This is a genomic window from Novosphingobium cyanobacteriorum (assembly GCF_029436685.1).
Lineage (GTDB): Bacteria > Pseudomonadota > Alphaproteobacteria > Sphingomonadales > Sphingomonadaceae > Novosphingobium > Novosphingobium cyanobacteriorum.
On the sequence record NZ_JAROCY010000005.1, the window covers coordinates 244,849 to 265,520 of the forward strand.

Annotated in this window: 13 protein-coding genes; 5 read left to right on the plus strand and 8 right to left on the minus strand. The window is 66.6% G+C overall.

The annotated features are described in order from the left end of the window. Nucleotides 1-59: 59 nt before the first annotated feature. Complete coding sequence (gene purD, locus POM99_RS07460; protein WP_277276305.1) at nt 60-1,349, minus strand: phosphoribosylamine--glycine ligase; 1,290 nt, start codon at nt 1,347-1,349, stop codon at nt 60-62. On the opposite strand from purD, the gene xseA reads away from it, so the two are divergent. From xseA to POM99_RS07480, 4 genes are all read left to right on the plus strand, one after another. Beyond that, complete coding sequence (gene xseA, locus POM99_RS07465) at nt 1,348-2,844, plus strand: exodeoxyribonuclease VII large subunit (protein ID WP_277276306.1); 1,497 nt, start codon at nt 1,348-1,350, stop codon at nt 2,842-2,844. The two genes, purD and xseA, sit on opposite strands and share 2 nt — an antisense overlap. 26 nt (nt 2,845-2,870) lie before the next feature. Then, nucleotides 2,871-3,074 carry a DUF2093 domain-containing protein gene (locus POM99_RS07470; protein ID WP_277276308.1) on the plus strand — a complete coding sequence of 68 codons (204 nt, stop codon included), beginning with the start codon at nt 2,871-2,873 and terminating at the stop codon, nt 3,072-3,074. A 2-nt stretch (nt 3,075-3,076) separates the two neighbouring features. Then, nucleotides 3,077-3,886, plus strand: coding sequence for a M23 family metallopeptidase (locus POM99_RS07475; RefSeq protein WP_438822994.1), 810 nt, complete (start codon nt 3,077-3,079; stop codon nt 3,884-3,886). Between the two features lie 322 nt (nt 3,887-4,208). Continuing rightward, nucleotides 4,209-7,085 carry a TonB-dependent receptor domain-containing protein gene (locus POM99_RS07480; protein ID WP_277276310.1) on the plus strand — a complete coding sequence of 959 codons (2,877 nt, stop codon included), beginning with the start codon at nt 4,209-4,211 and terminating at the stop codon, nt 7,083-7,085. A gap of 494 nt (nt 7,086-7,579) precedes the next feature. Here the strand turns inward: POM99_RS07480 and POM99_RS07485 are convergent, their stop codons facing one another. The 4 genes from POM99_RS07485 to POM99_RS07500 all read right to left on the minus strand — a co-directional run bounded on the left by POM99_RS07485 (nt 7,580) and on the right by POM99_RS07500 (nt 12,247). Beyond that, the gene (locus tag POM99_RS07485; protein WP_277276312.1) at nt 7,580-9,379 is read right to left on the minus strand and encodes a hypothetical protein; all 1,800 of its coding nucleotides are present in this window, start codon (nt 9,377-9,379) and stop codon (nt 7,580-7,582) included. Next, on the minus strand, nt 9,379-9,792 hold the full coding sequence (locus tag POM99_RS07490; protein WP_277276314.1) for a GtrA family protein: 414 nt from the start codon (nt 9,790-9,792) through the stop codon (nt 9,379-9,381). The genes POM99_RS07485 and POM99_RS07490 overlap by 1 nt, the downstream gene beginning before the upstream one ends. Nucleotides 9,793-9,866: 74 nt before the next feature. Next, a complete protein-coding gene (locus tag POM99_RS07495; protein WP_277276316.1) occupies nt 9,867-11,474 on the minus strand; it encodes an NAD(P)/FAD-dependent oxidoreductase in 1,608 nt (535 codons plus the stop codon). A 125-nt stretch (nt 11,475-11,599) separates the two neighbouring features. Next, the gene (locus POM99_RS07500; protein ID WP_277276318.1) at nt 11,600-12,247 is read right to left on the minus strand and encodes a PilZ domain-containing protein; all 648 of its coding nucleotides are present in this window, start codon (nt 12,245-12,247) and stop codon (nt 11,600-11,602) included. Nucleotides 12,248-13,457: 1,210 nt separating this feature from the next. On the opposite strand from POM99_RS07500, the gene POM99_RS07505 reads away from it, so the two are divergent. After that, entirely contained in the window at nt 13,458-13,679 is a 222-nt protein-coding gene (locus POM99_RS07505) for a hypothetical protein (RefSeq protein ID WP_277276321.1), read from the plus strand. 191 nt (nt 13,680-13,870) lie between these two features. On the opposite strand, the gene POM99_RS07510 is transcribed toward POM99_RS07505, so the two are convergent. From POM99_RS07510 to POM99_RS07520, 3 genes are read right to left on the minus strand one after another with little or no spacing between them, the layout of a single operon-like run. After that, nucleotides 13,871-14,752, minus strand: a complete 882-nt coding sequence (locus POM99_RS07510) for a transglutaminase family protein (RefSeq protein ID WP_277276323.1) — start codon at nt 14,750-14,752, stop codon at nt 13,871-13,873. After that, complete coding sequence (locus tag POM99_RS07515) at nt 14,749-17,226, minus strand: circularly permuted type 2 ATP-grasp protein (RefSeq protein ID WP_279644525.1); 2,478 nt, start codon at nt 17,224-17,226, stop codon at nt 14,749-14,751. The genes POM99_RS07510 and POM99_RS07515 overlap by 4 nt, the downstream gene beginning before the upstream one ends. A 35-nt stretch (nt 17,227-17,261) precedes the next feature. Beyond that, entirely contained in the window at nt 17,262-20,645 is a 3,384-nt protein-coding gene (locus POM99_RS07520; protein WP_277276416.1) for a transglutaminase family protein, read from the minus strand. Nucleotides 20,646-20,672: the final 27 nt, after the last annotated feature.

Sequence of the window (20,672 nt, forward strand, 5' to 3'; positions counted from 1 at the left end):
CAGAGTTGGCGCAAACCGCCCTGGATTGCCGCAATGACGCCTGAACCTTGCTCCGCCCTTCAACCCGCCTTGGCAACTTCGCGCGCGATTTCCTTCGCGCCGATGTCGCGGCGGCAGAACAGGGTGGGCGCGGTGATTGCGTCCACCGCGGCATAGGTCGCATCGCGCGCGGCCAGCACCGTGGCGCCGCGCGCGGTCACGTTCAGCACGCGCCCGCCATTCGCCCTCAGCACCCCGTCCGTGCCCAGCGCGGTGCCGGCGTGAAACACCTTGGCCCCGCCCGCTTCCGCCGTCGGAATGCCATCGATCCGCCCGCCCTTGTCCGGCGTTCCGGGGTATCCCGCCGCCGCCATGACCACGGTCAGCGCCGGATCGGGGGAGAACTGCGGCGGGGTGATCGCACCCAGCCGGTTTTCGGCGCAGGCAAGCAGCAACTCCACCAGGTCGCTCTCCAGCCGCATCATCAGCACCTGGCATTCGGGATCGCCGAAGCGCGCGTTGTATTCGATCAGCTTCGGCCCCTGCGCCGTCAGCATCAGCCCGGCATAGAGCACGCCCGAATAGGGCATGCCTTCGTCCGCCATGGTCTTCACCGTCGGCGCGATGATCCGGGCGATGGTCTCGGCCTCAAGCTCCGGGGTCAGCACGCGCGCCGGGCTGTAGGCGCCCATGCCGCCGGTGTTGGGCCCGGTGTCGCCATCGCCCACGCGCTTGTGGTCCTGCGCCGATCCGATCGGCACGATGGTCGATCCGTCGGTCAGCGCGAAGAAGCTCGCCTCCTCGCCCTCGAGGAACTCCTCCACCACCACTTCCGCGCCCGCGCCGCCAAAGGCGCCGTCGAACATGTCGGCCACCGCGGCGCGAGCCTCGTCCATGGTCATCGCCACGACCACACCCTTGCCCGCGGCAAGGCCGTCGGCCTTGATCACCACCGGCGCGCCGAACTGCTCCAGCGCGGCCATTGCCTCATCCAGCGATTTCGTCCGGACATAGCCCGCCGTGGGGATGTCCGCCCGCGCGCACAAGTCCTTGGTAAAGCCCTTCGATCCTTCCAGCTGCGCCGCCAGTCGGCTCGGGCCGAACACGGCAAAGGCGGCGGCCCGCAGCGAATCGGCCAGGCCATCCACCAGCGGCGCTTCCGGCCCGATCACCACCAGCCCGATCTGGCGCCCCTCGCAAAAGGCAACCACGGCGGCGTGGTCGGTCACGTCCAGCGTCACGCATTCGGCTTGGCGGGCTATCCCCGGGTTGCCCGGTGCGGCATAGAGCTTGCCGGTGCGGGGCGATTGGGCCAGTTTCCACGCCAGCGCATGCTCGCGCCCGCCCGACCCGATCAGCAGGATATTCATGAACGTCCCTTCCCCGCCCGACCATGGGCACGATTACGAAGACAAAGGCGGGCTGTTAGCGAGGGAAAGCGCGGGCGACAACGCCCCGGCGCTGTCGATCTCCGACATTTCCGCGCTGCTCAAGCGCACGGTGGAGGATCGCTTCGGCTTCGTGCGCGTGCGCGGCGAGCTTTCCGGGGTGAAGCGCGCCGCTTCAGGCCATCTCTACCTGTGCCTGAAGGACGAGAACGCGCGGCTCGATGGCGTGATGTGGCGCGGCAATGCGCAGCGGCTGGCCTTCCGCGTGGAGGACGGGGTGGAGGTGATCGCCACCGGCAAGCTCACCACCTATCCCGGCCGCTCGAACTACCAGATCGTGGTCGATCGCATGGAAGTGGCGGGCGAAGGCGCGCTGCTCGCGCTGCTGGCAAAAACGAAGGCCCGGCTCGAGGCAGAGGGCCTGTTCGCGCCCTCGCGCAAGCGGCCTCTGCCCTTCCTGCCGCGCGTGATCGGCGTTGTCACCTCGCCCACCGGTGCGGTGATCCGCGATATCCTGCACCGGTTGCGCGATCGCTTTCCCAGCCACGTGGTGGTCTGGCCGGTGCTGGTCCAGGGTCAGGGCGCGGCGGCGCAGGTGGCGGCGGCGGTGCGCGGCTTTTCCGCCCTGCCCCCCGGCGGCCCGGTGCCCCGCCCCGATCTCGTCATCGTCGCGCGCGGCGGCGGCTCGGTCGAGGACCTGTGGAGCTTCAACGAGGAAGAGGTCGTCCGCGCCGTGGCGGAATGCTCGATCCCCGTGATCAGCGCCGTGGGCCATGAAACCGACACCACCCTGTGCGATTTCGCGGCAGACCTGCGCGCCCCCACGCCCACGGCCGCGGCGGAAATCGCAGTGCCGGTGCTGGGTGAACTCGCCGCCGCCCTCTCCGATTACGATGCGCGGAAAAAGCGCGCGCTAGTCCGCCTGTTCGGCCAGGCGCGCGAACGGCTGGATCTGCGCGCCCGGCGCCTGCCGCAGCCGCAAACCCTGCTGCAGGGCCAGACGCAGCGGCTCGACGATCTGGGAGACCGCCTGCGCCGAGCGCTCGGCCACCGCACCGAACTCGCCGGCGCGGTGCTCGCCCGCCATGCTGGGGCACTTCGCCCGGCGCTGCTGGCAAACCGCGTGCGGCGTGAACGCGAACGCCTGGCCGCGCAGCGCCTGCGACCTGACTTGCTGCTGCAACGCATCGCCAACGCCCGCAGCCGGATCGAAACGCTCGATCGCCTGCGCTGCTCGCTTGATCCCAAGGCCCCGTTGCAGCGCGGATACGTGCTGGTCACCGGCCCGGACGGTCACGTCGTGCGCACGCTGGCGGAGGCTGAAACGCGCCACCGGCTGACTCTGGAATTCGCCGACGGGCGGCTGGACGTGTCCATTGGCACACCCGCCGCCACCCTCCCTGCGCCCACCCCGCCCCGCCCTGCGCCAAAACCGCGCCAGAGCGCACCGGGCGATGCGCAACCGAAATTGCTTTAACGCGCCGCCAGCCCTACATTGTCCCCATGCTGATGAACGCCCAGAACCGCGCCGCGCGGCTGCACTACCTGCCCGGCACCTTCCGCCAGCTTTCGGCGGGCGACCATGTCGTCTGCGCGGTCAGCGGGCAGCAGATCCCGCTCGACATGCTGCGCTACTGGTGCCCCGTGCGGCAGGAAGCCTACGCCACGCCGGAAATTGCCACGAAGCGGCTGCTCGAACCGGCGTGAGCCTGCGCCTTGCCTGCGCCGTGCTGATGGCCGTTGCGGCAGGCATTGCGGCAGCACAACCGGCGCCCTTGATTGCGCTCAGGGGCAAGGCCATCCAGGGTGGCTGGATGCGTGGGCAGGCCCCGGCCGGAACCACTGCCCTGCTGCTTGATGGCAAGCCCGTGCCGCTCGCAGCGGACGGTGCGTTCCTGATCGCCTTTGATCGCGATGCCGCGCCACAGGCCACCCTGGTGGCGCAGCGGTCCGGCCTGCCTGATCTGGTTCAGCCCATTGCCGTCGCCCCGCGCGCCTGGGCCATCCAGAACGTCAACGTCGCGCTGCGCCCGCCAGGCCTGCCCGATGCCGAATTCCAGCGCATCCGTGCCGGAGAACTCGCGCAGATCAAGGCTGCCCGCGCGCAGGCCACCGATGCGCAGGGCTGGCGTCAGGCCATGCTCAAGCCCGCCGCCGGTCGCATATCCGGCCATTTCGGTTCGCAGCGCATCTACCAGGGCCAACCCGGCGCCTACCATTCGGGCACGGATATTGCCGGCGGCGCAGGCGCACCGATCCTTGCGCCCGCCGATGGCGTCGTCGTCCTCGCGGCGGAAACGCCCTTCACGCTCGAAGGCCATCTCGTGATTCTCGATCACGGCATGGGCCTCAACAGCGCCTTCCTCCACGCCTCGGTGCTCAAGGTGAAAGTGGGAGACCGCGTGGTGCAGGGGCAAGAGATCGCCCGCATCGGCAGCACCGGCCGCGCCACCGGCCCGCACCTGCACTGGGGCCTCACCTGGCAGGGCAAACGGCTCGATCCGGAACTGTTTCTCTGACAGGTGGGTATTGCGCAATAATCCTACACCAAAGGGCAGGGCCGACGTATCGAAAATGCCGCACATGCGTTACGCGCCGCACCAAACCCTTGAATCGCAGCGACTCCGGCGCCTGATCCGTAACAAGTTAACTGTGGCATAATAGTTACATTGCCTACGGAACTGGTCGCATCTGACACCACTGTTCTTTACATCGGCAACCTCTCTGGGCCACCGGTGTCCAATCCGGAGAGGTCGAGCGGCGCGCCGTGCCGCGCCTTTCCGGTTCCTGTGAACTGGCTGGCGGTCCATCGCCCGCCATCCTTGTAGGGGCTGGATACTCATGAAAATCTTTTCCATGCTGAAGACCGGCGCTGCGCCTGCCGCACTCGGCGTTGCACTGCTGGCCGGGCCGGCATTCGCGCAGGAAGCAGCGCCGCAGGCCGGCGCTGCTGCCTCGGGCGACGAGGTCATCGTCGTCACCGGTTCGCGTATCGCGCGGCCCGATCTCACGAGCACGAGCCCGCTGAATGTTGTCGGTGCGTCCGACATCGCGCTCAAGGGCGGCTCGGCGAACATCGAAAACGTGCTGAACGACCTGCCGCAAGTCACGCCGACCACCAGCGGCGCGTCCAACAACCCGGGCGGCGGTGTCGCCACGGTCAACCTGCGCAACCTGGGTGACCAGCGCACCCTCGTCCTCGTCGACGGTCGTCGCTACATGTCGTACGACGTCAACCAGGTGGTCGACCTCAACACCATTCCGTCGGCCCTGATCGAGCGCGTCGACGTGGTCACCGGCGGCCAGTCGGCGGTCTACGGTTCCGACGCCATTGCCGGTGTCGTCAACTTCAGCCTGAAGCGCAACTTCTCGGGCATCACCGTGAACAGCAGCTATGACCTGACCGGTCGTGGCGACGGGGCGATCTTCGACATCAACGGCGTCGTTGGCGGCAACTTCGAAGACGGCCGCGGCAACGCCACGATGTTCGTCGGCTACACCGAGCGTAAGGCGGTGTTCGCTGCTGCGCGCGGTTTCGCCAAGAATGCGCTGGTTGACAACGGTGATGGCACCTTCAGTTTCGGCGGATCGGGCTCGGTGCCGCAGGGTCGTATCAACCTGCCCGGCATTGGCGCCGCAACTGGCCTTGGATGCGACATCCAAGATTTCGCCGGTGGCGTGAACAGCTGCTACGATTCGACCGCTGACGCGTACAACTATGCGCCGATCAACTACCTGCAGGTGCCGCAGAAGCGCTTCGTGGTCGCCGGCATGGCGCACTACGAAATCAACGACAACTTCAAGCCTTACATCGAGGCACAGTTCGTCAACAACCGCGTAAGCGCGCTGCTCGCCCCCACGCCGATCAGCAACGGCACGCCCTATGGCGATGGCGTAATCGGCAAGATCAACCTGTTCGTGAACTCGCCATTCTTCACCCCGGAATTCCGCACGGCCCTCGGCACGCTGGATACCGATGGTGACGGCTACGTCCAGTCCAACTTCAACTATCGCACAACGCAGTTGGGCGGCCGCCTCAACAAGGACGATCGCAGCGCCTATCGCTTCGTCGTCGGCATGAAGGGCGATATCGGTGCCGGGTTCTCGTATGATGGCTACTACATGTATGCTCGTACCAAGAACACGCAGCGTCAGCAGGGCAACGTGGCGATCGACCGGTTCCTCGCCGCCACCACCAATGCCGTCGTCGGCGGTCAGCTCGTCTGCGCCGATCCTACCGCGCGCGCGGCGGGCTGCGCTCCGGCCAACATCTTCGGCGCAAACAACCTGAGCCCCGAAGCCGTAAAGTATCTTGGTGTTTCGGCAACCAATATCGAAACCTACAACACTCAGGTCGCCTCGTTCGCGGTCACCAACCCCAATCTGTTCGATCTGGGCGCAGGTGGTGTCGGCCTCGCTCTTGGTGCCGAATACCGCAAGGAATCGGGATCGGTTGAACCGGATACCTACCTGGCATCGGGCAACGTGGCCGGTTTCAACCCCGGTCAGGCAACCGGCGGCAGCTACAACGTGAAGGAGTTCTTCGGCGAACTTCGCGTGCCGATCCTGCGTGATTCCTTCATCCACAGGCTCGATCTGAACGGCGCGGCTCGCTACTCGAAGTATTCGAATGCGCCGGGCGATGTGTTCACCTGGTCGGCAGGCCTCGAACTGGCGCCCACTCCGGACATCACCTTCCGCGGCCAGTACCAGAAAGCGGTTCGTGGCCCCAGCGTCAACGAACTCTATCTGGGCAACACCGTGTCGTTCAACGGCAATGCCGACAAGTGCGGCACGGCGGCTGCCCTTTCCGGTACGCTGAACCAGATCTGCACCGCACAGTTCAACGCTGCGGGCGCGCCGACCAGCCTGATCGGCAACCCGATCATCCAGGATCCCAATATCGTCAATCCGTTGACGTTCATTGGCGGCAACTCCGGCCTGCGTGAAGAGACCGCCAAGACCTACACCCTCGGCGCCGTCCTCACGCCAACCTTCCTGCCCGGCTTCACCGCCACGGTCGATTACTACAACATCAAGATCGACAACTATATCACGGCTGGCGTAGGCACCGATGCGATCGGCACCCTGTGCTTCGATCGCTTCAACCAGGCCTATTGCGATGTCATCGCCCGTAACTCGGTGGGTGAAATCGACACCTTCCGTGACGGTTATGTCAACTCCGGCGGTCTCAAGACCTCGGGCGTCGACATCAGCATGAACTATCGTACGGATATCGGGACCCTGATGGGAAGCCCGGCCAAGGTTTCGCTGTCGTTTGACGGTACGCGCCTGATCCGCAACGATTTCACCCCGGTCGTCGGGCTCGACCTGGTCTATAAGTGCGCTGGCTCATTCGGTGCAAACTGCGGCGTGCCCACGCCGAAGTGGCGCCACATGGCGACGACCGGCCTCAGCGTCGGTCCGTTCGATGCGCAGTTCTCCTGGCGCTACATCGGCAGCGCTTACGATGATGATCCAAACAGCGATTACGCCTCTGAGAACTTCGACGCCGTCAGCTACTTTGATCTGGCTCTGGCTTTCGAAGTCAACGAACACTTCACCCTGCGCGGTGGCGTGACCAACCTGTTCGACAAGGAACCCCCGCTTGCTGCCTCGACGCAGAACGGCGGCAACGGCGAACAGACCAACACGTTCCCGACCCTGTATGACGTGCTTGGTCGTCGCTTCTTCATGAGCGCCACCATGCACTTCTGATCCGTTCGGACCAGACGACAGAAAACACGCCGGGCCGGGTCGCAAGACCCGGCCCGGTTTGTCTATGCGCAGTGCACGTTCGATACTGAGTTAAGTGCGGGTTCGATCCCCGCCGGCTAGCACCCGAAAGGTCGGTACGTTGTGCTGAAAGCTCATTGGCTCTGTCCGCTCCTGCCTTCGGCCTCGCAATGGTGGCAGCATTGCGATCTTGCCGCTCGGATCGCCCATGGCTGAAGTGTTCAGCAGCACATAGGTCGGCGACGATTGAAGGACAGGTTACCCTCGATTACCGGCCTCGTACCACTTCAGCCGTTGCCGTACTGCGCGATGATATCGCCAATTGGTCGACGCAGATCTGAGCGTCGTTTCATGATCGGCGTACCTTTGACACGAGCTGGCCAAAGGTCGGAGCGCTGGTGAAGGTCCACAAGCCATAGCTCAGAATGAGCGTTTCGGGCTGCCTTCCCTGCAGGTGCATCCGCACCCGCTGAAGATCACTGAACCCGCCAGAACTTCATGTGCGATCCCGGCGCCAGTTCCACCTGTTTGGCCCATGCCGGCGCCTTGCCCTCCATCAGCTGCGCCATCAGCCCTTGCGGCGCGCGTCTGGCGTAGATGCCGGGCTCGGCGATGTCCGGGCACAGGGCGATCAGCGTGGCGTGGTGGGCGCGGATGATCGGCAGGGCTTCCTGCGGCGTGCCGATGAACGCGGCGATCACGTCGTGCATTCCCGCGCTGGCGCGGTGGTGGCCGGTGGCGATCACGCGGTGCGGCGTGCGCACCAGCAGGTCGGGCCCAATGTCCAGCGGGGCGAAGATATCGGTGGCGGGCAGGCGGTTCAGCGCATTGGCCGCGATGTCATAACGGCACTGGCTGAACTTCATCGCCACGCCGATGCGGTTGCTCGATGCCGGATGGATGCGGCCCCAAGCCACCACCGGCAGCGATGGCATCAGCGCCAGAACGATCGCCAGGTATCCGCCCACGCGCCGGGCCGGGCGGATCTCGGTGCGCAGGCCCCTGATCCAGCGCAGCACCAGCGCCGCCGTGGGCAGCGCGGCAAAGCCGCAGGCGCTGGCGGTGGCGCGGGCCACCAGCAGCCCGATTGCCCAGCTTCCCGCCAGCACCACGGCATAGTCCAGCCACAGCCACATCCGTTCGCGGGTCGGCGCGCGGCGCGCGTGGTCCAGCGCGGCGAGCAGGCCGATCATCGGCACACATACCGTGGTCGCGGCATAAGCGATGGGTGATCGCCAGAACGGCAGCCCTTCGGAAACCCCGGCATACCACATCCGGCGCACCAGCGGGTCCAGCGCCACGAAGGCGCCGCCCTTGCACTGTGGCGCGCCACCCAGCATGATCGCCGCCGCACCCGCGCCGATCAGGGCAAGCATCCCCAGCTGCACCGCGATGGGCCGCGGCCCGGCCAGGCGCAGCGCCCACGCGCCCGCCGCGATCCACGCGAATATGCCAAGATGCACCGGCGAAATCGCATCGCAATGCGTCGCCAGGTCGTATGTCCCACGCGTGCCCAGGTAGATCGCCGCACCGGCCAGCGCCAGCGGCGTTGCCGCAGCGGTGAACCATGCGAAACGGCGCTGCGGATCGCGCAGGTCACGCAACACGCAGGCACCCAGGAACACCGCCGTCAGCGGCAGCCCTTCGATGGAGATGGCCAGCAAGGCCGCCAGCGAAGCGCCGATGGCCAAGCCACCCTTGCGCGGGTCTTGCGCGCACAGCCCGTTCAGCGCGGCCAGCGCCAGCACGATCTGCCAGCCGTGGTGGTCGATGCGCAACGGCGTCATCTGGAACAGCAGCGGGCTGGCGATGCCGGTGACAAGGCAGGCCACGCCCACCGTCTCGCTGTCGAACAGCTTTGCAGCCAGTCGACCCACCAGCATCAGCGCGCACAGCAGCGTCAGCAGCGGCACCATCACCACCGTCACGAATTCGGCATTGGCCGTGCCCAGCAGCGGGCGCAGGATCAGGATCATCCCGGCGAGCGGAATATCCACCAGCCGCGACCAGTGCATCGGCACGCCCTGCGGCGCCATAACGCGGTACTGGTGCACGTCGAACCACGATTGCCCGGCCAGCAGGTCGCGCACCTGCAGCAGGCGCAGCGCATCGTCGGGATCGCCAAAGCGCACCTTGGCGATGCTGGACCAGTTCACCGCGATCAGGATCACCGCCAGCACAAGCCACACCAGCAGCACGCGCAAGGCATAGGCCGGCCGTTCGCCGGACACGGGGACGAGCGCCATGCTCATCGTCGGGCGCGCCAAGCTGGCCATCAGCGAAACACCACACGCTTGCGCAGCAGCCAGGTCGCGACGAAGCTCGCCACGATCGCCACCAGCTTGGCCACGCGCGGGTCCACCCCGGCCAGCGTCGCCGCGCCCACGATCGCGGTGGTCAGCCCCAGCCCGATCAGCGCGGAAATCACGAACATCGCCTTCTGCCGCGTCCGCGCCGCGCCGCGTGTCGCCACCTGGTCGGCAAAGACCTTGCGGCTCGAAAGCAGCCAGTGCGCCACGATGCCGCAACTGTAGCCGATGGCGGAGGCCGCCATTGCCGGCATGCCCGCCGCCAGCAGCGCGAGGAAAGCGCCCATGTCCACCGCCAGCGCGCCCACGCTGGCCAGGATATAGCGCACCAGCGTCACCTGGCGCAGGCGATCAAGCATCGGCAGGACCAGTTCGGTCATCGCGGGAGTTCCGGTTTTCGCAGGGAAGGGCGGGCGCGGTCATCATCTGCAGCCGCGCCCTTTTGCATGCGTGCTCAGGCGGCCTTGCGACCGCTGGCGGAAACCTTGCCCGGCACGTCCCGCACACTGGCGAGTGCAGCAGCCTGGTCCGGCGTCGGCTCGCGATGGCCGGGCCGCGTCGGGATCGCCTTCTGCGCGCCCTCGTCGCCCGCCTCGTGATACTCGGCGTCCTCGTTCACGCACCAGATGTCGTAGACGCGCTCGCCCGCCAGGATGTTCTCCACCGTCAGCATGGCGGTCATCATCGCGTGGTCCTGGTTGTTGTAGCGGTGCATGCCGTTGCGGCCGACCATGTGCAGCGTGGGGAAGCGCTCCTCCAGCTCGCCGCGCATCGCCGCCACGTTGGCCGCGTATTCGTCGTCATAGACCGGATAGGCCTTTTCCTGCCGCACCACCGCGCCACCGATCACGTCGTCGGGGTTCACCAGGCCCAGGATCGCCATTTCCTTCTTGGCCAGCTCGATCAGGCCCTCGTCGGTCGATGCCCAGAGGTCGTCGCCCTCGAAGCAGAAGTATTCCAGCCCTACGCAGGCCACGCTCTCGTCGGGCACCATCTCGGGCGACCACGAACGGAAGTTCTGGATGCGGCCCACCTTCACCTTGCTGTCGTGAATGTAGATCCAGTTGTCGGGAAACAGGTCCTCGCTGCGGATCTTCAGCGCCACGGTCAGGAAGTCGCGATACTTCAGCCGGCTCGCCTCCAGCGTCGTCTGCGGCAGGGGGTGCAGCCGCGCCGCCAGTTCGCGCATCGGCGCGCTGCTGATGGCGTGGCGGGCGCGGATCATCGTCTCGCCGCCATCATCGGCGCGCGTGGCGGAAAGGCGCCAGCCGCCCTGGCCGTCGCTGGCCAGCTGCTTCATCGCATGGCCCATCAGCACGTGGCTGCCCGCTGCGATCACCTTGTCGCGCGCCGCTTCCCACATCATGCCCGGCCCCTGCCGCGGATAGCGGAAGGTTTCCAATAGCGTCTTGGTCGCCATGCCGTCGTTCGGGCGCTTGTTCAGCCCCAGCGAGCGCTTCAGCCCGTCCAGCACCGCCGCGCCCAGCGAAAGGCCCTTGATGCGCTGCGCCGCCCAGTCCGCGCTCATCTCGTTGCAGGGCATGCCCCACACCTTCTCGGTATAGGTCTTGAAGAAGATCGAATAGAGCTTCTTGCCGAACTGGTTGCTGGTCCAGTCCTCGAAGCTCTTCACCTCGCGGATGGGAAACAGCTTGGCCAGGCCATAGCTCGCCATGCAGGTGGTCGAACGCCAGATTCCCAGGTTGCGCAGCGCCTCGAACGCGCGCAGCGGATAGGAATAGAACCGGCCCTCGTAATAGATCCGGCTCATCCGCGGCCGCTGGATGAAATCGTCGGGCAGGATCTCGTTCCACAGGTCCACCACCTGCTGACTCTTGGAAAAGAAGCGGTGCCCGCCGATGTCGAAGCGATAGCCTTCGTGCTCCACCGTGCGGCTGATCCCGCCGACATAGCGGGTGTCCTTCTCGATGATCGCCACCTTCAGCCCCTGCTTGGAAAGCAGGTAACCGGCGGTCAGGCCGGCAGGCCCCGCACCGATGATCGCCACGTCCACATCGTACTCGCGGCTTTCCGCCTGCGCTGCCCCAAACCCGTCAACCATCAGATGCCCCGTCACAGCGGTTACTTGGTGATCCGGGGATGAAGGAAAATGGATAAGGGAAGGTTAACGCCGCGCTGCGGCTTCGCGAAAAAGATCGCCCGGCAAAGGCGGGTAAAGCGCGCAGTTCAGCCGGCCTTGCCCATCGGCGCGGCCTTGCCGGCCTTGTCCTCCGGCTCCTGCAAGGCCGCCACGAACCGCGCCAGCTCTTCCAGGCGGAACGTCTGCTCGAACACCAGCCCATAATTGGGGTGATTGCGCCAGCGCACCTTGGCATAGATCGCCCGGCTGCCCCCTTGAGCGCCACCCTGGGGCCCGCCCGGCGTCTCCACCCGCACCAGTTCGTTCACCAGCAGCCACTTCTCGCCGCTGATATGCGCGCCCTGCTGCGAAAGATCGTGGAACCGCACCGGCACCGCCTCGCCGCCCGAATGCAGCACGCCTTCCAGGTTCACGCGCAGCCGCACCTGCCGCCGGCCCGAACCCGTGCCCACCTCGTCGATCAGCCGCTCCACCGCCACCGGCTCGTCGAACTGCAGCCCGGCGTTGTCACCCGCCTGCCACACCACTTTCGCCGCGAACCGCTCCCCATTGGCCAGTTCCAGCACCAGCCTGCGGTGCGCAGGCAGCGGCGCAAACAGGCGCACCTTGGCCCCGGTGGCCGATGCATCGCGCAGGATGCACAGCACTTCCACATCGTCCAGCGTCAGCTTGGCCACGCGGATCAACAGGGTAAACCGCGGCGCCGCACGCATGTTCGCGCCGGTCTGAGTCACCGCCGGACTCACCGGGTCTGGCCGCCCAGGCTGCAGGTCATCGTAGTGGACCAACCCTGTTACCCCAAGACGCTTAGCGGACAAAATGACCGCAAAGCAGACGAAACCACCGGACTGCGTCGGTCCGATATGACAAGTAATCCCAAATTCACCTTGCCAACCCGTTACTTGCCCATGGGTCTGTCTGCGTGGCGATCCGGTCCTCCCTGTTTTTGCCGCGGGCACAAACGGGGAGGGGTACCGCGCGCAAAGCGCGTGGTGGAGGGGCCTTGCGCCTGCCCTTCGCCATTGCCGACGATCATTGCCCTGTTGCGGAGACCGGGGTGATGAAAGCGGGCGGCTATTCAATCCCTTGGCCGCAACCCACCAGCCCCGCGCAAACCCAAAACGGATCATGATGAGCCTGTCGAACCACCACAGCGCAACCCCGTCCCCAGCACCAGAGAAGGCCCCTCCCCGGCGGGGAGGGGTTCGGGTGGGGGCTCCACGCTGCCGTTTGCACCCAACAGCAGCCCCACTCCTCAGCGCCAGCCTCGCCACCCCGCACCTGTGGGCTTTTCAGGAATATTTCGCGCAGAGCCCGCAGAGGTCACAGAGAGAATGTCCCTGTCCCCCGTGCTACTCCGCGCCTCTGCGCGAACCACTCTCCACCTGTCATCCCGGACCTGATCCGGGATCCCGCTTCCACTTGCCGAAGCACCGCCGCAGCAGAAAAAGCGAAACCGCCGCTCAAAGACCGGGGTGACGAAAGTTGGCGATTATTCAACCCCTTGCCCCGGACCCACCGGCCCCACGCAAACCCAAAAACGCTCATGGTGACCCTGTCGAACCATGACAGCGCAACCTCAGCCCCAGCACCAGAAAGCCCCTCCCCGGCGGGGAGGGGTTGGGGTGGGGTCTCCACGCTTGCCTTGATGCACGACAGCAGCCCCGCAGGCTACAGCGCCAACATCTCATCATGAGCAGGTGGTGGAAATCAGTATACTGTCCCCCGAATTCCCTGTCCCCCGGAATTCCTGTTCCTGGAATATCCCCCGGTCCCCAAGATGCCCCGGTATTCTACTCAATACCCCCTTCCTGAATCCCACCACCTGCCTATACACGCTGGAGAATCTGAAAAGAACCAGGGACCTAGACCATGAGGAGTTTGATTATCTGTGCTCTAGCGGTTGGGCTTGCAGGCTGTGGAGCACCCCTAACCACCTTCGGCATGTTGACCTATAACGTGCCGCTATCTCAATGTAAAAAGGGCAAGCCGTACCCAGACGGGCATATGGAATGCTACGACGGGCGGAGGAATTTTACGGGCAATTATACGCCGATGAGCCAAGGGGAGCTCGCTGCCTTTCGCGCTAAGCAGCAGGCAGACTACGCCCAGCTAAGTCAGGCGCTCAACCAAGCCAACGCCCAATTCCAATCCCAGTTACAATAAGGCAATGCTCTGCTACAGCAAGGCAATGCGGCCATGTCCAACCTAACACCGGGCTCGTACAGCTACGAGCGGTTCGACGGGGTCACCATTTTCTGTGTCCCGGTGGGATCATCTGGGGTGACCTGTAAGCCCCTCTGACCCACCTACCATCACGAAATTTCTAATTTCGGGGCGTCACACCTATCTCACCCCTACCCCACCGGCTCCACATCCACCGAAACCGTCATCGTCTGCCCCGCCCCTCCGCGGAACACGCCGTCCATCGGGGCCACGTCGGCATAGTCGCGGCCCATGGCGGTGAAGATGTGGTCGGTCTTCACCAGGCAGTCGTTGGTGGGGTCGAAGCCCACCCAGCCCAGGTCCTCGCCGCACCACAGGGCGGCCCAGGCGTGGGTGGCGTCGGCGCCCACCAGCCGGGGCTGGCCAGGCGGGGGCAGGGTGCGCAGGTATCCGCTGATATAGGAGGCGGGAATGCCATGGCCCCGCGCCGCCACGATCATCACGTGGGCAAAGTCCTGGCATACCCCGTGCCGCGCCTCGAAAGCCTCGTCCGGCGGGGTGTCCGCCGTGGTCGCCGCCCCGTCATAGGTGAACTCGGCATGGATCGCGTGCATCAGCGCGCGCCCGGCGTCGAGGATCGATGCCCCCGGTTGCAGCATCGGCGCGGCCCATTGCGTGATCGCCGGGGAAAGCGGCGCCATGGGCGAGGGGTAGAGATAGCTCGCCGGGCCCATCGCGCACAGGTCGCGGTGCGCGGCCGCCGCCTCGCGCACCTGGGCCACGGTGGGTGCCACCGCCATGTCCAGGTCGAACGATGGCTCGCTCACTTCCATGCGGAAATGGCTCTCGATCTCGATATGGCCCAGCGGCTCGCGCATGGCGATGCGCGCGCGGTGGACCACGAAGGGCCCTTCGTCCTCCTCCATCGCCGAAGGCATCGGGTCGATCATCAGCGCGTGTTCGTGCAGCACCTGCCCAGGCCAGGGCGCGGGCGTCAGCCGCAGGTTGAACCGCGCCAGCTGCACCGGCGATGCATAGTTCACCGTGGTCACATGGCGCACTTCGTAGATCATGCCAGCAGCCCCGCTCCTCCGCCTGCGGTCTTTTCGAACTGCAGGAAATAGCGCGCCGATATCGTGTCGGACAGCGCCAGCAGCTGCGCCTCTGTCTGCACCAGCAGATCCGTGCCGAACAGCTCGATCGTGTTCGATTGCAATGTGCCGGCAATCGCCCGCGCCGCCAGCAGCGGCACTTCGGGCAGCATGTCCTCGGTCAGGCTGGGCAGGCTGGCGATGTGCCCGGCGGCGGCGTTCACCTGATAGGCCAGGCTGCGCGGGTTGTCCGGGTCCAGCAGCAGCAGGTCCAGCACCGGCAGCCGGCGCGGCCCGGCAAGGTATCGCGCGCGATAGGTGATCTGGCAGTCCGAAAGGTCCAGCAATGCGCCCAGCGCGTCGGCCTGCTCGTCGCCCTCGCCATCCGGCCCGGCCAGCACCCGCGCCATGGCGCAGATGCCCTGTGCGCGCTCCACCCGGCGACCCAGGTCAAGGAAGTGCCATGCCGGACCGCGCACGAAGTTTTCCGCCAGCAGGCCGGACAGCGCAGCCAGCCGCTCCACCAGCTCGTGCGCCACGCGCAGCAGCGTGGCCGGGCGGTGCGAATTCATCGCGGGCATCGGCCGTCCGGCGATGCGCCAGAAATCCGATGTCAGCCGGTCGCGCAGGGTCAGCCCGGTGGCGCGTATCTGCGCCAGGATGGCGGCCACCGCGCCGGGCAGTTCCGCATCGCCCAACGCGGCGCGGCAGGCCTCGGGCACCGGGCCGGCGGCCTGCCTTTCGTCGATCGCGTGCCATTCCGCCAGTAGCGCCATCATCCGGGCGATCACCTCGGGATTGCTGCCGCCCGCGGCGTCCACTTCGATGCTGCTGCCCAAGATCGCGCGGATCACCCGCACGGTCAGCTCCGCACGTTCGACATAGCGGGCGAACCAGAACAGGTTGTCCGCCGCCTGGCTCGCCAGGATGCCGCCTCCGCGGCGCACCTTGGGCGTCTGGTCCAGCATTGTCGCCACGGCGCGGCCGGTGCGCGCAGGCGTGGTATCCACCACGCAGACGTCGGCGGAAAGGTCGCCCTCGCCCATCAGCATGGTCTGCACAGCGCCATCGGCGGAAAGGCGGGCAAAGCCGCCGGGCATTACCGTCCATTCGCCATCCGGGCCCCTTGCCACGAAGGCGCGCACGGTGAAGGCGCGCGGCACGAAGCGTTCGTCGATCAGCGCGGGCGTGGTGGAAAGCTGCACGATCTCCTGTCCGCAGTAATCCATCGGCCGGCGCTGCAGCGCATCGATCAGCGCTTCGCGCTGCGCACCGCTCAGGCCGGCGCCGGGCACGGACGTTCCAGGGGGCAGGCCGTCCACCGCAGCGCCGAACGCCGATGTCACCACCATCTCGTCCAGCCGCGCCTTGACGATATCGGCCTCGCGCGCCTGTCCGCACCACCACGTGGCGATGTTCGGCAGGATCGGCGCCTCGCCGGCCAGGATCTGGCTCAGCCGCGGCAAAAAGGCTGCAAAAGCAGGGGCTTCCAGAACCTCGGCGCCCGGCCAGTTGCAAAGTTCCAAGCCGCCACTTGCGCAAACTTCGTAAAGATCCGGCACCCCGATCTCACTCCGCGCATCAAACGCCAGGGGATCAAGGGCGTTGGTGTCTATCCAGCGCCAAAGGGCGTCTATGCGCTTGGGGCCGGCGATGGTGCGGATGTAGAGGCGGCCATCGATGACCGCGCAATCGCGGCCTTCCACCAGGGGGAAGCCGAGGTAGCGGGCGAGGTGGGCCTGTTCGGGATAGGACTGGTTGAGCCGCCCCGGCGTGAGCAGCGCGATGCGCGGGTTCTCGCGCGTGCAGGAGCGGGCGATGCCGCTGCGCAAGTCTGCAAAGAAGCGGGCCAGCCGCCGCGCGTGCACATCGCCCAGCAGGTTGCCGGTGCTGCGCGAAAGGGCGAGGCGGTTTTCGAGGGCATAGCCGATGCCGTTGACCAGCCGCAGCCGATCACCCAGCACGCGCCATTGGCCGCGCGGGCCGCGCGCCAGATCGACGGCCACCACGTTCAGGTAATGCCCCCCGCGCGGCCGCACCCCCACGGTGTTGCGCGCGAAGTAGCGGCTGCCGGCCACCAGCGCGGCGGGCAGGTGCCCTTCACTGACGAGCCGCTGCGGCCCATAGATATCGGCGATGACCCGTTCGAGCAGCCGCGCCCGCTGGACCAGCCCCTGTTCCACCGTGGCCCATTCCTGCGCGCCGACGATCAGCGGCATGGGCGAAAGCGGCCAGGGGCGTTCATCATCGTCGCCCGCCATGCGGAATGAAAGGCCGAGTTCCTGGATCTGGCGCGCGACCACTTCCTGCACCGGCACGCCGGCCTCTTCGCGCAGTGCGGCGAGGCCGTCGGCCATGGCCAGCCAGCGTGCGGCAAGATCGGGCGGGGCGTGGCGGAACAGGTCTCCCGCGGTCACATCGACCGGGTAGTCCTGCAGCCGCGCGGCGGCGGGCATCGTGGGCGGAGCGGCGGTGCTGGCCACGGGCGCGGTCAGTGCAGCGCGGCCGGGCGGCGCAGGTCAAGCGTCATCGGGAACTCCAGCGGCCTCTCCTCAGGCGGCATGGCCTGCCGCCCCGGCGAATGGCCATGGTCCTGGAAGCGCGCCTTGCGCCGCGCCTCGGCCTCATAGTCGTTCACCGGTACCGTATCGTAGTTCCGTCCGCCCGGATGCGCCACATGATAGACACACCCGCCGAGCGAACGCCCGTTCCACGAATCGAGGATGTCAAAGGTGAGCGGCGCATGGGGCGCAAGCTGCGGATGCATGCAGTTGGCGGCCAGCCACGCCTTGTAGCGCACGCCGCCCACCGCTTCGCCCGGAACGCCGGTGGGGGTGAGCGGAATGCGCCGCCCGTTGCAGGCGATCACGTGGCGGCCCGGCACCACGCCCATCACACGCACCTGCAGCCGCTCGGTGGAGCTGTCGACATAGCGCACCGTGCCGCCGATCGCCCCGGTCTCGCCCAGCACGTTCCACGGCTCCAGCGCGTGCGAGACCTCCAGCGTCACGCCGCCGCCCTCGATGCTGCCGTGGACCGGGAAGCGGAACTGGCGCTGCGCCTCGAACCACACCGGATCGAAGTCGTACCCTGCGCCGCGCAGGTCGGCCAGCACGTCCATGAAGTCGCTCCACACGCAATGCGGCAGCATGAAGCGATCGTGCAGCTGCGTGCCCCAGCGCACCAGCGGGCCTTGCACCGGCTCGCGCCAGAACCATGCCGCCAGCGCGCGGAGCAGCAGTTGCTGGACCAGGCTCATCTTCGGATCGGGTGGCATCTCGAAGCCGCGGAACTCCACCAGCCCGAGCCGCCCCGTGGGGCCATCGGGACTGAACATCTTGTCGATGCAGATTTCGGTACGGTGGGTATTCCCCGTCACATCCACCAGCAGGTTGCGGAACAATCGGTCGACAACCCAGGCTGGTGGCTGCGGTTCCCCCCCTTGACCCGGCGGCCCCGGAACCTGCGCCAGCGCGATCTCCAGCTCGTAAAGCCCGTCGTGCCGCGCTTCGTCAATCCGGGGGGCCTGGCAGGTCGGGCCGATGAACATGCCGGAAAAGAGGTAGCTGAGCGAGGGATGGCGCTGCCAGTAGGTGACGAAGCTTTTCAGCAGGTCTGGCCGACGGATGAAGGGCGAATCGAGCAGGCTGGGCCCACCCAGCACGATGTGGTTGCCGCCGCCAGTGCCGGTGGCGCGGCCATCGACCATGAACTTGTCCGCGGTCAGCCCCACCTCTCGCGCGCATTCATACAGCGTCTCGGTGATCTCGACCGCCTCGCGCCAGCTGGCGGCGGGCTGAATGTTCACCTCGATCACGCCGGGATCGGGCGTGACCTTGAGCACGGTCAGCCGCGGATCGGGCGGCGGGGGATAGCCTTCGATGCGCACCGGCAGGCGGGTCTGCTCCGCCACCGCTTCAATGCTGGCGATCAGGTCGAGATAGTCGTCGAGCGATTCGACCGGCGGGATGAACACGCAGAGGTGATCGCCGCGTGGTTCGATGGTGATGGCGGTGCGCACCGCGCCTTCGATCGCCACCTGCTCCACGCGCTCCTGCTGGGCCATGCCGGTGCTTTCCACGGGGACCGACCGCTGCGCGGTGACGGCTTCCTCGCGCGCCTGTGCGCCGCGCGCGATCACCTGTGCGCGCTGGTCACCCAAAGGCTCGCGCGGCTCGGCCGCGTCCCGCGGGTGGATATAGGGATAATCCAATGGCGGCACGAAGGGCAGCGAACCAAGCGGCAGGCGATAGCCCAGCGCCGAATCTCCCGGCACGGCGAACAGGGCGCCGCGCCGCACGCGCCAGTGTTCGCTTTTCCACTTGCGCGGCGGCTGCGCGGCGGAAGATTGCCACCAGCGCTGGATCGGCAGGACATGGCCGACCGGCTTCGTCAGCCCGCGCTGGAACGTGCGCATGAAGCGATCGCGCTCTTCCGGGTTCTCAAGCTTCGGGTCAGTCGGTGGGGTATTGTCGGGCAGCTGCGCCTCGCGCACGATCCAGTCGACCGCGTCTTCGAAGACCGGCTGGATGAACGTGGTTTCGACCCCCAGGTTCAGCGCGGTTTCGTGCAGGAACGTGGCGGCATCCTGGGCGTCCAGCGTCCGTGCCGGTTCTTCGTCGGGCAGGCGATCGCCCGCGATCAGCGTGGCATCGCGCCACACTGGCACGCCATCCTTGCGCCAGTAGATCGAATAGCCCCAGCGCGGCAGGCTTTCCCCCGGATACCACTTGCCCTGCCCGTGGTGCAGCAGCGATCCCGGTGCGAAGCGATCGCGCAGCTTGCGGATCAGCCGGTCGGCATAGGCGGCCTTGGTCGGGCCGACGGCGGCACTGTTCCATTCAGGCGCTTCGAAATCGCCATCGGCGACGAACGTCGGCTCGCCGCCGATGGTCAGGCGCATGTCCTGCGCGGCAAGATCCTCGTCAACCCTGTTGCCCAGCGCCAGCACGGCGTCCCAGCGCGTATCGGTGAACGGCTTTGTGATGCGCACCGCCTCGGCAATGCGGGATACGTCCATGGCAAACTGGAAGTTCGAATGGACCGGCTCCATAACCACGCCTTCGATCGGCGCGGCGGAGCGATAGTGCGGCGTGGCGCAGAGCGGGATGTGCCCTTCGCCCGCGAAGAGGCCCCAGGTCGCATCAAGCCCGATCCAGCCCGCGCCGGGCACGAACACCTCGGTCCAGGCGTGGAGGTCGCACACGTCCTGTTCCACCCCGCGCGGGCCATCAACTGCGGCGACATCGGGCGTCAGCTGGATCGAATAGCCCGAGACGAAGCGTGCGGCGAAGCCGAGCCGGCGCAGCAGCTGCACCAGCAGCCAGGCGGAATCGCGGCATGACCCGCTGCCGATCTGCAGCGTTTCCTCAGGGCTTTGCACCCCCGGCTCCATGCGGATGACATAGCCGACCGCCTTGTTCACCGCCTGGTTGATCGCCACGAGGAAATCGATGGTGCGGCCCTGGTGCCCGGTGAAGAGCGCCAGCAGGTCCTCGAACAGTGGCCCTTGCGGCTCGCAGTCGAAATAGGCGGCCAGGTCTTCCTTCAGCGCCGGGGCATAGGCGAAAGGATATTCCTCGGCATACTCCTCGACGAAGAAATCGAACGGATTGATCACCGCCAGTTCGGCCAGCAGGTCCACCTCTATCGAGAAGTGATCGACGGGTTCGGGAAAGACCAGCCGCGCCAGCCAGTTGCCGTGCGGATCCTGCTGCCAGTTGATGAAGTGGTTGGCCGGGCTGATTGTCAGCGAATAGTTGGGCACCGCGGTGCGGCTGTGCGGCGCAGGCCGCAGCCGGATGACCTGCGGCCCGAGGACCACGGGCTTGCTGTAGGTGTAGCGGGTGAGGTGGTGCAGGCCGGCCTTTATCATGGCCCGCATGCTTGCGGCAATTCATGC